14 protein-coding genes are annotated in these 12,389 nt (G+C 63.2%); 5 read left to right on the top strand and 9 right to left on the bottom strand.

All coding sequences use genetic code 11. From position 1 onward, the window contains the following. The 7 genes from EV286_RS28470 to pcaD form a co-directional block, all read right to left on the bottom strand. Window positions 1–864 carry a branched-chain amino acid ABC transporter permease gene (locus EV286_RS28470; protein WP_132960627.1) on the bottom strand — a complete coding sequence of 288 codons (864 nt, stop codon included), beginning with the start codon at window positions 862–864 and terminating at the stop codon, window positions 1–3. 187 nt (window positions 865–1,051) lie between these two features. Then, on the bottom strand, window positions 1,052–2,224 hold the full coding sequence (locus tag EV286_RS28465) for an ABC transporter substrate-binding protein (protein ID WP_132960626.1): 1,173 nt from the start codon (window positions 2,222–2,224) through the stop codon (window positions 1,052–1,054). Between the two features lie 127 nt (window positions 2,225–2,351). Beyond that, window positions 2,352–3,413: a 3-carboxy-cis,cis-muconate cycloisomerase gene (locus tag EV286_RS28460; RefSeq protein WP_132960625.1), complete on the bottom strand. Its 1,062-nt coding sequence runs from the start codon at window positions 3,411–3,413 to the stop codon at window positions 2,352–2,354. Between the two features lie 43 nt (window positions 3,414–3,456). Next, entirely contained in the window at window positions 3,457–4,071 is a 615-nt protein-coding gene (gene pcaG, locus EV286_RS28455) for a protocatechuate 3,4-dioxygenase subunit alpha (protein WP_132960624.1), read from the bottom strand. After that, the gene (pcaH, locus tag EV286_RS28450; RefSeq protein ID WP_132960623.1) at window positions 4,071–4,820 is read right to left on the bottom strand and encodes a protocatechuate 3,4-dioxygenase subunit beta; all 750 of its coding nucleotides are present in this window, start codon (window positions 4,818–4,820) and stop codon (window positions 4,071–4,073) included. Before pcaH ends, pcaG begins: the two co-directional genes overlap by 1 nt. Window positions 4,821–4,848: 28 nt before the next feature. After that, entirely contained in the window at window positions 4,849–5,253 is a 405-nt protein-coding gene (gene pcaC, locus EV286_RS28445) for a 4-carboxymuconolactone decarboxylase (RefSeq protein ID WP_132960622.1), read from the bottom strand. Further along, entirely contained in the window at window positions 5,246–6,055 is an 810-nt protein-coding gene (gene pcaD, locus EV286_RS28440) for a 3-oxoadipate enol-lactonase (protein WP_132960621.1), read from the bottom strand. Before pcaD ends, pcaC begins: the two co-directional genes overlap by 8 nt. A gap of 91 nt (window positions 6,056–6,146) precedes the next feature. On the opposite strand from pcaD, the gene pcaQ reads away from it, so the two are divergent. Continuing rightward, complete coding sequence (gene pcaQ, locus EV286_RS28435; RefSeq protein WP_132960620.1) at window positions 6,147–7,073, top strand: pca operon transcription factor PcaQ; 927 nt, start codon at window positions 6,147–6,149, stop codon at window positions 7,071–7,073. On the opposite strand, the gene pobA is transcribed toward pcaQ, so the two are convergent. Next, window positions 7,067–8,239, bottom strand: a complete 1,173-nt coding sequence (pobA, locus tag EV286_RS28430) for a 4-hydroxybenzoate 3-monooxygenase (RefSeq protein WP_132960619.1) — start codon at window positions 8,237–8,239, stop codon at window positions 7,067–7,069. The genes pcaQ and pobA overlap by 7 nt on opposite strands. A gap of 112 nt (window positions 8,240–8,351) precedes the next feature. On the opposite strand from pobA, the gene EV286_RS28425 reads away from it, so the two are divergent. After that, complete coding sequence (locus tag EV286_RS28425; protein WP_132960618.1) at window positions 8,352–9,233, top strand: helix-turn-helix domain-containing protein; 882 nt, start codon at window positions 8,352–8,354, stop codon at window positions 9,231–9,233. Here the strand turns inward: EV286_RS28425 and EV286_RS28420 are convergent, their stop codons facing one another. Continuing rightward, window positions 9,234–9,989 (bottom strand): IclR family transcriptional regulator, encoded by a 756-nt coding sequence (locus EV286_RS28420; protein ID WP_132960617.1) that lies wholly within the window; start codon window positions 9,987–9,989, stop codon window positions 9,234–9,236. 179 nt (window positions 9,990–10,168) lie between these two features. On the opposite strand from EV286_RS28420, the gene EV286_RS28415 reads away from it, so the two are divergent. The 3 genes from EV286_RS28415 to EV286_RS28405 all read left to right on the top strand — a co-directional run. Continuing rightward, window positions 10,169–10,876 carry a 3-oxoacid CoA-transferase subunit A gene (locus EV286_RS28415; protein ID WP_132960616.1) on the top strand — a complete coding sequence of 236 codons (708 nt, stop codon included), beginning with the start codon at window positions 10,169–10,171 and terminating at the stop codon, window positions 10,874–10,876. Next, on the top strand, window positions 10,873–11,577 hold the full coding sequence (locus tag EV286_RS28410; protein ID WP_132960615.1) for a CoA transferase subunit B: 705 nt from the start codon (window positions 10,873–10,875) through the stop codon (window positions 11,575–11,577). Before EV286_RS28415 ends, EV286_RS28410 begins: the two co-directional genes overlap by 4 nt. 10 nt (window positions 11,578–11,587) lie before the next feature. Continuing rightward, a partial coding sequence (locus tag EV286_RS28405) for an acetyl-CoA C-acyltransferase (protein WP_132960614.1) occupies window positions 11,588–12,389 on the top strand: 802 nt, incomplete at its 3' end.

Raw genomic sequence — 12,389 nt, 5'->3', positions numbered from 1 at the left:
TCATTTCAGCCTTCCGGCAAGGCCGCGCGGAAAGATGCAGATGATCGCGATGACGGCCAGGTAGAAGAAGAATTCGCCGAATTCCGGCATCAGGTAGCGCCCCGTCGTGTCGATGCCGCCGAGCAGGAGGCAGGCGACGAGCGCACCGGGAATGGAGCCCGCCCCGCCGACAGAGACGACGACGAGAAAGGTGACCATGTAGCGCAGCGCGTAATAGGGTTCGACAGGCAGAAGCTCGGCACCGAGGACACCGCCGAGGGCGGCAAGGCCAACGGCGACAGCGAAGCTGACGGCATAGATGATCTCGGTGCGCACGCCGAGTGCGGCGGCCATGGCGGCGTTGTCGACCGAGGCGCGCAGCTTGACGCCGAAGGCGGTTCTCTCGATCAGGAACCACAGGAGAGCGGCAACGAGCAGTCCGCAGACGATGGCAAAGACACGGTGGGTGGCGATCGAACGGAAGCCGAGGTCGACGGAGCCCTGCAGGTCAGGTGGCAGCGGGATGGTCTTCAGCGTCGGGCCGAAGACGAAATTGGCGATGCCGATGATGCAGAAGGTGATGCCGATCGTCATCAGCACCTGCGTCAGTTCCGGGGCGCCGTAGATACGGCGGTAGAGCAGGCGCTCGATCGGGATCGCGATCGCGACCGTTCCGACGACCGCAAGTACCACGGCAGCGGCGTAGCCTAGCCCCATGTCACGGGCAGCATAGGAGGCGATATAGCCGCCGATCATCGCGAAGGCGCCGTGAGCGAGATTGACGACCCGCATCAGGCCCATCGTCACCGAAAGCCCGATGGAGATGACGAACAGCACCATGCCGTAGGCCAGGGCATCGACTGCTATGCTGAAGACAGTTTGCATGAACCCGTCCGATTGCTTTGTCTTTCATGTCGCGCGTTCCCCGCGCTGCTCGGCACAGTTCCCGGCAAGCGGGGAGAGCAGATGAGCCATCGCCTTCCCCGCCCGCGGACGGGCAACGCATCGACGTTCTGCGCCGGCAGCGTGGATGGCCGCCGGCGCCTATAGCAACAGGCCCGCCGAGGCGCTGCTACTTGGCCGCCGCGAGGCCCGGATCACCCTGCTTCTCGAAGGTCTGAACTTCCTTGTTGTAGTAGGTCCCGTTGTCAGCCTTGGCAACTTCGCGCAGGTAGATGTTCTGGGTGATGTGGCGCGATTCCGGATCGATCGAAACAGGGCCGCGCGGGCTCGTCCAAGCCAGTCCCTTGACGGCATCGACGGCCTTCTGTGCATCCTGCTTGCCGCCGGTCGCTTCGATCATCTTGTAGATGACATACATGCCGTCATAGGCACCGACAGCCGGGAAGGAGAGCTCGGCGGGATTGCCGATCGCCTTGCCTGCCGCTTCGACGAACGCCTTGTTTTCCGGGGAATCGTGGGAGACGGCATAGTGGAAGGTCGTCTGGATGCCGAGTGCGGCGTCGCCAAGCGCCGGCAGATCCGACTCCTGCGTCAGGTCGCCGGGGGCGAAGAACTTGATACCGGCAGCCTTCAGACCATTCTCGTTATACGCCTTCACGAAACCGAGCGTCGTCGGCCCGGATGGCAGGAAAGCGAAGACAGCTTCCGCACCGGAATCCTTGATACGCTGCATGATGGGGCTGAAGTCGTTCGTCGAAAGCGGCATGCGGATCGCCTCGACGACCTGTCCGCCTTCCTTCTCGAAGCCGGCCTTGAAGGCGTTTTCCGCATCGATGCCCGGGCCATAGTCGCTGACGACGGAGATCACCTTGTTGACGCCAGCATCATGGGCGACTTTGGCGATCGGCGTCGAGGTCTGCCAGGTGGTGAAGGAGGTGCGCACCACGAACGGGCTCTTGGTGACGATCGCCGACGTGGCGGCATTCATAACCACGAGCGGAACATTGGCCTGCTTCAGTATCGGCGTAACGGCCATCGCGTCCGGCGTGAAGTAGAAGCCGCCGAGATATTGCACGCCCTCCTTGACGACGAGTTCCTGCGCCAGCGCCTTGGCTTGCGCCGGATCGGCCTGCGGCACGTCGCGGTAGATGATCTCGACCGTATCGTCGCCGACCTTGTCGCCGTTGAGCGCCATGAAGGCGTCAATGCCGGCCTTGAAATTCTTGCCCTGAAGCGCGAAGGGACCCGAGAACGGGCCGACGACACCGACCTTGATCGTATCCGCGTAGGCCGCGCCACCCATCATGATTGCCGCTATCGCGGCCAAGACCAACCGTTTCATATTTCCTCCCTCTGATAGCTCCGCTGCAGTGCCCCGATTTCCGGCGGCCGGACTATCCCCATCTTAGTGTGTCATGCAAAACAGTGATGCAAAAATGAAATAAGCACGGCAATTCATACGCGCCAGGTTATGATTTACGCGAGATCGGGCTCCCGAGTCTTCGAATGTTGGCGGCGAGTTCAGCGGCAAGGCGAAGCGAAGCTGCCGTTGCGACTGCCATCTGCGGGAGGATCAGCCACTCCAGGGTCCAGGCGGCGCCGGAGCGCTCCTGTTCATGGACCAGCGCCTGGTGAATGCCCGAAAGCTGGGTGGCGTTGAAGCGGGCGAGCGCGACAAGCGTCTCGGCTGCGACCGGGTTCTGCTTGTGCGGCATGGCCGACGAGCTGCCGCCGCCGGCGAGTTCGATCTCTTCGCCGGCCTGGGCGAGCAGCGCCACATCCTGGCCGAACTTGCCGAGGCTGCCGCTGATCAGCGAGAAAAGCCCGGCAAAGTCTGCGATGCGGCCGCGCTGGCTCTGCCATTGCGGTTCGTCCGTGAGCCCAAGTTCGGCTGCAAGTCCGGCGCGCACGCCGGGAGCCCTGTCGGCGAGCTTTTCCAGCGTGCCCGCCGCGCCGCCGAACTGCACGGCAAACCTCTGCAGGGTCAGCCGCTCGCGATAGTCTTCGAGCGGCTCGCGCCAGGCCCGCACCCTGTCCGCGACAGTGATCGGGATCGCCGCCTGCATTCGGGTGTGGCCCATCAGGCGTTCGCTGCCGAAGCGTGTCTCGAGCGAGTTGAAGGCCGAGATGATGGCGTAGAGCCTCGTTGCAAGCAGGAAGCTCACTGGCTTCAGCCGCAGCATCAGGCTCGTGTCGATCGCGTCTTGGCTGGTCGCGCCGAAGTGGACATGCTGCGCAGCATCGCCACCGACGGCTTTGCGCAGTTGCCTGACAAGCTCGGGAACAACGACCCCGTCCGCTGACGTCGCCGATTTCAGGGCGGCGACATCGGGGGTGAAGCTGGAACAGACCTCCGCGACCCGGCGCGCCGCATCGGCGGGGATGAGGCCTTCAGCAGCCTCAGAGCTGGCGAGCGCGGCTTCAAAGGCAAGCATGGCGCGGATATCGGCTTCCGCCGAAAAATGTGCCGATACTTCATCATCGCCGAGAAGGCCAGAAAGAAACGGATGGTCGAAGGCAGACGCTGGCATTTGTCTCGCTATCTTCCGCCGGCCCTCAGTTGCAGGCGGATTCTCAGATGTCCAGGAAGACGGTTTCCCTTTCGCCCTGGAGATGGATGTCGAAGCTATAGGCGGGTGCCGTCCCGGTCGCAATCAGCGTTTCCAGCCGATGGCGATGCTCGATGCGGGCGAGCAGCGGGTCCTGCGCGTTCGCGTCCGTTTCCTCCGGGAAATACATGCGGGTGTGCAGGCCGATATTGATGCCGCGGGCGACGATCCAGAAGGTGACGTGCGGCGCCATCCTGCGGCCATCCTTGAAGGGAACACGGCCCGGCTTGATCGTCTCGAAGGTGTAAACGCCGTCTTCGGCCCGCGTCGCGCTTCGACCCCAACCGGTGAAGTTCGGATCGGCCGTGCCGCGCATTTCGGAGGGGCTGTTGTAGAGGCCGGCACTATCCGCCTGCCAGATCTCGACGACGGCGTCGCGCACCAGTGCGCCCGCGCCGTCGAAAATGCGGCCGCTGATGGTAATGCGCTCGCCGAGCGTCTTGTCGTTGACCATCCGCGTGCCGAGATCGGTCTCGTATACGCCGCCGATGTCGCAGATATTCGGGGTGAGGCCGATGTGGACATAGGGTCCGGCGGTCTGCGACGGGGTTTCCTTGAGGTAGCCGAGTTCCTGGGCCATCAGTTCCCCTCCAACTTGTTCTCGAACATGGTCGAGCGGCGGCCACGCAGAACGATATCGAACTTGTAGGCGCGCGAATCCATCGGAATCGTGTTGCCCCAGTCGAGCGGAGCGATCAGCTGCTCGATCGCTGCCTTGTCCGGTATCGTGCTGACGATCGGACATTTCCAGATCATCGGGTCGCCTTCGAAATACATCTGCGTGATCAGGCGCTGGGCGAAACCGTGGCCAAAGACCGAGAAATGGATATGGGCCGGGCGCCAGTCGTTGACGCCGTTTGGCCAGGGATAGGCGCCGGGGCGCACGGTGCGGAAATAGTAGCGGCCTTCCTCGTCGGTGATCGCGCGGCCGCAGCCGCCGAAATTGGGATCGATGGCGGCGAGATAGGTTTCCTTCTTGTGGCGATAGCGGCCGCCGGCATTGGCCTGCCAGAATTCCACCAGCGCACCGGCAACGGGCTTTGCCCGCTCGTCGAGCACGCGGCCATGCACGATGATGCGCTCGCCGATCGCAGCCTCGCCGGACTTGGCGAAATTGTGGATGAGATCGTTGTCGAGTTCGCCGATCATCGAATGGCCGAAGACCGGGCCGGTGATTTCGGAGATCGTTCCGTCCAGCGACAGCAGCGCCTTCTGAGGCGAGCGCAGGATCGACGTCTTGTAGCCCGGCGCAAAGGCTGGCGGATGCCAGGCGCGGTCGCGGGCAAAGAAGGCTCCGGTCTCGGGCTTCCGGTTTGTAATGTCAGACATGGTCTGCCTCCCTCTTGTACTTGCCGGCCTAGGCCGCCTCTTCGGCGTCCATCTGCTGGAAAACCTGCTTGGCGATCTTGATCGCGTGATTGGCAGCCGGCACGCCGGCATAGATCGCGACATGCAGCAATGCCTCGCAAACGTCCTCCCGCGTGGCGCCGGTATTGGCCGTGGCGCGCACGTGCATGGCCACCTCATCGTCCTGGCCGAGCGCGGCGAGCAGCGCGATCGTCACGATCGAGCGGTCCCGCTTGCTCCAGCCCGGCCGCGACCAGACATGACCCCAGGCTGCCTCGGTAATAAGCTCCTGGAACGGGCGGTCGAACTCCGTCGATGCCGACTGCGCGCGTTCCACATGGCTGTCGCCAAGAACGGCGCGGCGCGTGGCCATGCCCTGCCGGTAGCGCTCGGATGGCACGTGAGGGTCACTCATGCTGTTTCTCCTGGGAGGCGAAGTCGATGAAGGCGCGCAGGATGGCGGTCAGTGCTTCCGGCTGCTCGACGCAGGGAATGTGGCCGGCGTCGAGGATGATCTCGAAGCGCGCCCCCGGTATGAGCTTGGCCGTCGAGCGCACGAGATCCGGAGGCGTCGATCCGTCCTTATCGCCGACGATGCAGATGGTCGGCACGTCGATGCTCCTGGCAACCTCTGTATAGTCGGCGTCGCGGATCGCCGCACAGGTGGCGACATATCCGGCGACAGGCTGGCGTTCCAGCATGTTGCGATAGCCGACGAATTCGGTGTTTTCCGGTCTGCGGAAGGCTGGCGTGAACCAGAGTTCCATGACCTTGTCGACGATGCTCCCGATGCCCTTTGCCTCGACCGTTTGGATGCGGGCATTCCAGGATTCGTTCGTGCCGATCTTGTGGGCGGTGTCGCAGAGGATGAGCGCGCGCACCAGGTCTGGACGCGAGCTGTAGAGCGATTGCGCGATCAGGCCGCCGACTGAAAGGCCGCAAATGAACGAGCCCTTGACCGAGAGAAGGTCCAAAAGTCCGGCAAGATCCGAGGCGTGGTCCTCGATGGAGTAAGGCGTCTCGCCGATGTCGGAAAGGCCATGGCCGCGCTTGTCGTAAAGGACGATGGCGAAATCGCCGGCGAGGCGAACGATGACATCGCGCCAGATACGAAAATCGGTCCCCAGAGAGTTGATGAACACGATAACCGGCTTGTCGGCGGGTGCGCCGATGATCTGGTAGTGGATGGCTACGTCGTTGATGCGGGCAAACTGCACGGGATTCTCCTCTATCGAGAGCTTGGATGTGTCATTTGGTTAAGTAAAATGATATTTTATCGTGTTTTGATAATCGTGAGGTTATGAATCGATGATCACATCGCGGGTCAAGCTGCGCCATCTGCAGACCTTTGTCGAAGTCGCGCGCCAGAAGAGCGTAATGAAAGCGGCCGAGTTGCTCAATATCAGCCAGCCGGCGGTGACCAAGGCGATCGGCGAACTGGAGGAGGCGCTCGGTGTCGATGTCTTCGAGCGCGACGGCCGCGGCATCCGCATCACGCGTTACGGCGAGGTCTTCCTGCGCTACGCGGGATCGGCGTTGACTGCGCTGCGGCAGGGCATCGACTCCGTCTCGCAGGAGCGTTTCGGCGAGGCGCCGCCGATCCGCATCGGCGCGCTTCCGACGGTATCGACGAACATCATGCCGCGCGCCATGGAGCTGTTCCTCGCCGAGAACACCTGGAGCCGCATCAAGATCGTGACTGGGGAAAACGCCGTATTGATGGAGCAGCTGCGTGTCGGGGACCTTGACCTCGTCGTCGGGCGCCTCGCGCCGCCGGAAAAGATGACCGGCTTCTTCTTCGAGCATCTTTACTCCGAGCAGGTGCTCTTCGTCGTCAGGCGAGGACACCCGCTGCTCCGCGGGCGCCAGGCGATATTCCCCGATCTCGGCGTTTACACGATCCTGATGCCGACGCGGGGCTCCATCATCCGCCCCTTCGTCGAGCAGTTCCTAATAACGAACGGGGTCGCGAACATGCCGAACCAGATCGAGACCGTGTCGGACTCCTTCGGCCGTGCTTTCCTGCGCTCGACGGACGCCATCTGGATCATTTCCCGCGGCGTCGTCGCTCAGGACATCAAGGACGGCATCCTCTGCGTGCTGCCGATCGACACGAGCGAAACGAAGGGGCCGGTCGGACTGACCATGCGGGCCGATGCCGTTCCCTCCGGGCCGCTGTCGATCCTCATGCAGACGATCCGCGAGGCGGCGGCCGGCATGCGCGAGGCTCAGTAGGGCAGGCCGACATAGTTCTCCGCAAGCGCCGTCGAGGCTGCGCGCGAGTGGGTGAGATAGTCGAGTTCTGCCTCCTGGATCTTCTGGCCGAAATCGCCGGTATCGGGAAAGCGGTGCAGCATCGTCGTCATCGACCAGGAGAAGCGCACCGCCTTCCACACCCTTGCCAGCGCGCGCTGTGAGTAGGCGTCTATGCCTGCATCGGAGCGGTCCTGATAGTGTTCGAGAAGCCCGGCAAAGAGATAGTGCACGTCACTGGCGGCAAGATTCAGCCCCTTGGCGCCGGTCGGCGGTACGATATGGGCAGCATCGCCGACAAGGAAGAGCCGCCCGAAACGCATCGGCTCTGCAACGAAGGAACGCAGCGGCGCGATCGACTTCTCGAAGGATGGTGCGGTCACCATCGCTTCCGCATGATGGGCAGGCAGGCGGCGGCGAAGCTCGTCCCAGAAGCGGTCGTCGCTCCAGTCCTCGACCTTCTCCTCCAGCGGACACTGAATGTAGTAGCGGCTGCGGCTCTGCGAGCGCATCGAGCAGAGTGCGAAGCCGCGTGGGTGATTGGCATAGATCAGTTCGTGGCTCACCGGCGGCGCTTCAGCGAGGAGGCCGAGCCAGCCGAAGGGATAGACCTTCTCGAACGTACGGATCGCCTTTTCGGGGACAGACTTGCGGCTGATGCCGTGGAAACCGTCGCATCCGGCGATGAAGTCACAGTCGATGCGATGCGCTAGCCCGTCCTTCTCGTAGGTGACGTATGGCGAGGTGCCGTCGAAATCATGCAGTTGGACATTCACGGCCTCATAGATGGTCGGCGCGCCCTTCGCCTCGCGGTGCTCCATCAGGTCGCGCGTCAGTTCCGTCTGGCCATAGACCATGACCCGCTTGCCACCGGTCAACCCAAAAAGATCGATACGATGATCACGGCCATCGAAGGCTAGCGAAAACCCGTCATGCGGCAGGCCCTCGGCATGCATTCGGGCGCCGGATTTCGCCTTGTCCATGAGGCCGACCGTGCCTTCCTCCAGCACGCCGGCGCGGACGCGGCCGAGGATATAGTCCTTGCCGACTCGATCGATGATGACGTTGTCGATCCCCGCCTCCGTCAGCAACTGGCCGAGCAGCAGCCCGGATGGTCCCGAGCCGATGATGGCAACCCTAGTGCGCATGTCTCCTCCCTGCACGTCTTTTCACCGAAATTGTGAGGGGGCGTGGTGGTCGCGGCAATGGACATTTCACGCCGGAAATTGCACAAATCGAACATCAGGAGTTTTTGATGTCATGACGAAATTCGTTCCGACCTACGAGCTCTACGGCGAAATGACCGGGCGCAAGCCCGATTTCTGGCTGCACTGCGAAACGATTCCGTCCCGCAGCAGCCTGCATCACTGGGAAATCCGGTTGCACCGGCATGAGAGCTTTTTCCAGATATTGTACATCAGCGCAGGATCCGGGGACGCGATCTTCGACTCCGAACGGCACGAGATCGTGCCGCAGACTGTCATCACCATGCCGCCGGGATTGAACCATGGCTTCCGCTTTTCCAAGGATATCGACGGCTTTGTCATCTCCGTGCTTGCCTCGCATTTGAAGGCGATGCCGGGCGACCGCAGTCCCCTCGGTGAGTGGCTGGCCGTGCCACATCTGACCCGGCTGGACATGGAGGAGGCGGATGCCGCCTATGTGGCGCAGACGCTGACGCGGCTTGGCCAGGAATTCGCCCGCCGGCGGGGAGGGCGCACCGATCTTCTGGAAGCCCATCTCACCGCTGCCTTGCAATTGACCGCGCGCCTTTCCGGCAGTGTCGAAGGCGAGGCAGCGGACGAGGGCGGCCGGCGGATGGAACTGTTGAACGACCTCATCCATCGCCACCTGCGGGAACATAGGCCGGCCACCTTCTACGCGGCCGAACTCGGCATTTCGCCGACCCATCTCAATCGCATCGTGAGGGCCGTCACAGGGCAGGGCGCGCATGAATTCATCACCCGCCGGCTGACGGACGAGGCCAAGCGCGAACTGGTGTTCACCTTCGGCAGCGTGCAGGAGATCAGCTATCGGCTGGGCTTTGCCGATCCTGCCTATTTCTCGCGCTTCTTCCTGAAGCAGACGGGCGAGACGCCGCGCGCATGGCGCATCGGCGAGCGGGCGAGGCTCGGCATGTGATTAGCGCAGCACGAGGCGGAGCGCGGCCTGGGTCTCCTTCAGCAGCGGCAGATAGCGCGTGACCATTTCAGCGGCAGATGTGTGCGCCGCGGGTGCGCCGATATTGATCGCCGCAATCAGGTGGCCGCGATCGTTCTCGATCGGGACCGCGATCGAGCAGAGGCCGAGTTCCAGTTCCTGGTCGATGACGGCATAGCCCTGGGCGCGGACACGGCGGAACTCCGCAATCAGTTCCTCCGGATCGGTGATGGTCCTTGGCGTATTCGCCTTGAGTTCGGTGCGGGCGAGGATAGTGCGCGCTTCGCCTTCCGGAAGGCCGGCTAGCAGGACGCGGCCCATCGAGGCGCAATAGGCGGGAAGGCGGCTGCCGGGCGTCAGGTTGATGGACATCACCCGGCGCTGCGAGGCGCGGGCGATATAGAGGATCTCGGTGCCGTCGAGCACGGAAGCCGAGGCGCTCTGGCCGGCCTTCTCGGAAAGCTGGTCGAGATGCGGCTGCAGGATCGCCGGAAGGGGTGTGGCCGCAAGATAGGCATGGCCGAGACGGAGCACCTTCGGCGTCAGGGTGAAGAACTTGCCGTCGTAGTCGGCATAACCCAGTTCGGCGAGGGTCAGGAGCGAGCGCCGGACAGTCGCCCGGTCGAGGTCGGTCAGTTTGGCGGCGTCCGTGATGGACAGGCGCTGGTGCATCTCCCCGAATGCCTCGATGACCTTCAGCCCACGAGCGAAGCCGCTCACGAAGTCCGTTTCCCGCATGTCCTTGCTTCCCTCGTGACAGTTCGCTCGCCAAGTCCGTGAGCGCGATATTGTGCGATATACGAACAAAAGTCAAATATCGCACAAAAACCTTGCCAACCCTTGGCGCCTCGCTCTATTCGTGATGTTGGAGGCGTGGAGGAAATGTGCCCGCCATCCCGGGTAAGGAGAGATCCAGCATGGACAAGACAATCGGGAGCACGGCAGAGGCCGTTTCCGAAATCGGTGATGGCGCCACTGTCATGATCGGCGGCTTTGGCGGTTCGGGCGCTCCGATCGAGCTCATTCACGCGCTGATCGACAAGGGTTCGAAGAACCTGACGGTCATCAACAACAATGCCGGCAACGGGCGTATCGGCATCGCGGCCATGATCGACGCCGGGATGGTGCGGAAGATGATCTGCTCCTTCCCGCGCTCTTCGGATCCGCGCGCTTTCACGGAAAGATATCTTGCTGGGCAGATCGAGCTCGAGCTTGTGCCGCAGGGAACGCTTGCCGAGCGCATCCGCGCCGGCGGTGCCGGGATCCCTGCTTTCTATACACCGACGAGCTACGGCACCGAGCTTGCCGAGGGCAAGCCGACCGCGGAATTCGATGGCAGGCACTATGTCCAGGAGCGATGGCTGAGGGCCGATTTTGCCATCGTGAAGGCGCATGTCGGCGACGTCTACGGCAACCTCACCTACAACAAGGCTGCCCGCAACTTTAACCCGCTGATGTGCATGGCGGCGGCAAAGACCATCGCGCAGGTCTCGAAGATCGTGCCGGCCGGGGACATCGATGCCGAGCACGTCGTTACGCCGGGCATCTTCGTCGACCGTGTGGTCGAAGTCGCCGATCCCCGCCAGGAGGAAGAGCTCATTCGAGCAGGAGTGGCCTACATATGACCGTCGATACGCACCCCATCAACACCCGGGAAGACATCAAGCTCTCCAACGCCCAGATCGCCTGGCGTGCCGCGCAGGACATTGCCGATGGCGCCTATGTGAACCTCGGCATCGGCTTTCCTGAAATGGTCGCGCGCTACCAGCCGCCGGGCCGGCAGGCGATCTTCCACACGGAAAACGGTATCCTGAACTTCGGCGAGGCGCCGCCCGCCGGCGAAGAGGATTGGGATCTCATCAATGCCGGCAAGAAGGCGGTGACGCTGAAGCCCGGTGCCTCGTTCTTTCACCATGCCGACAGCTTTGCCATGGTGCGCGGTGGTCATCTCGACGTCGCGATCCTCGGCGCCTACCAGGTCGCCCAGAACGGCGATCTTGCCAACTGGCGTGTCGGAAGCAAGGGCGTGCCGGCCGTCGGCGGCGCCATGGACCTCGTGCACGGCGCCAAGCAGGTCTGCGTCATCACCGAACACGTCACGAAGAACGGCGAGCCGAAACTCGTCGATAAATGCACTTTCCCGCTGACGGGCGTCGCCTGCATCACGCGGATCTATACGAGTCACGCCGTCATCGACATCGTCAAGGGACGGTTCGTCCTGCGCGAAAAGCTTGCCGCCATGTCCCTGGATGAATTGCGGGCCATGACCGGCGCGCCGCTCCATGTCGATGGCCCCATTGCCGACCTCGTCGTGCCGGAACTTTGAGGAAGATCCTATGACCGAAGCCTATATCTGCGACTATATCCGCACGCCGATCGGCCGTTTCGGCGGATCGCTGTCTTCGGTGCGCGCCGACGATCTCGGGGCGGTACCGCTGAGAGCGCTGATGGCCCGCAACGCCTCCGTCGACTGGGACGCGGTCGACGACGTCGTCTTCGGCTGCGCCAACCAGGCCGGCGAGGACAACCGCAACGTCGCGCGCATGTCGCTGCTGCTGGCCGGCCTGCCGGTCTCGGTGTCGGGCACGACGATCAACCGGCTCTGCGGCTCCGGCATGGATGCCGTCATCACCGCCGCCCGCGCCATCCGCTCGGGCGAGGCCGAACTGATGATCGCCGGCGGCGTCGAAAGCATGAGCCGCGCGCCCTTCGTCATCCCGAAGGCGGATGCCGCCTTCTCGCGCAATGCCGAGATCTACGACACCACCATCGGCTGGCGCTTCGTCAATCCTTTGATGAAGAAGCAGTATGGCGTCGACTCGATGCCGGAGACCGGCGAGAACGTCGCCGAGGACTATCGTGTCAGCCGCGAGGACCAGGATGCCTTTGCGGTGCGCAGCCAGGCCAAGGCCGCGGCATCGCAGGAAAATGGACGCCTGGCCAGAGAGATCACCCCGGTGACGATCCCGCAGCGCAAGGGCGATGCCATCGTCGTCGACAAGGACGAGCATCCGCGGGCAACGACGATGGAGGCGCTCGCCAGGCTCGGCACGCCGTTCAGGAAGGAAGGCGGCACGGTCACCGCCGGCAACGCCTCTGGCGTCAATGACGGTGCGGCCGCCCTGGTCATCGCCTCGG

The organism is Rhizobium sp. BK251 (genome assembly GCF_004345245.1).
Classification (GTDB): domain Bacteria; phylum Pseudomonadota; class Alphaproteobacteria; order Rhizobiales; family Rhizobiaceae; genus Rhizobium.
This window is presented reverse-complemented; position numbering and strand designations above follow the sequence as displayed.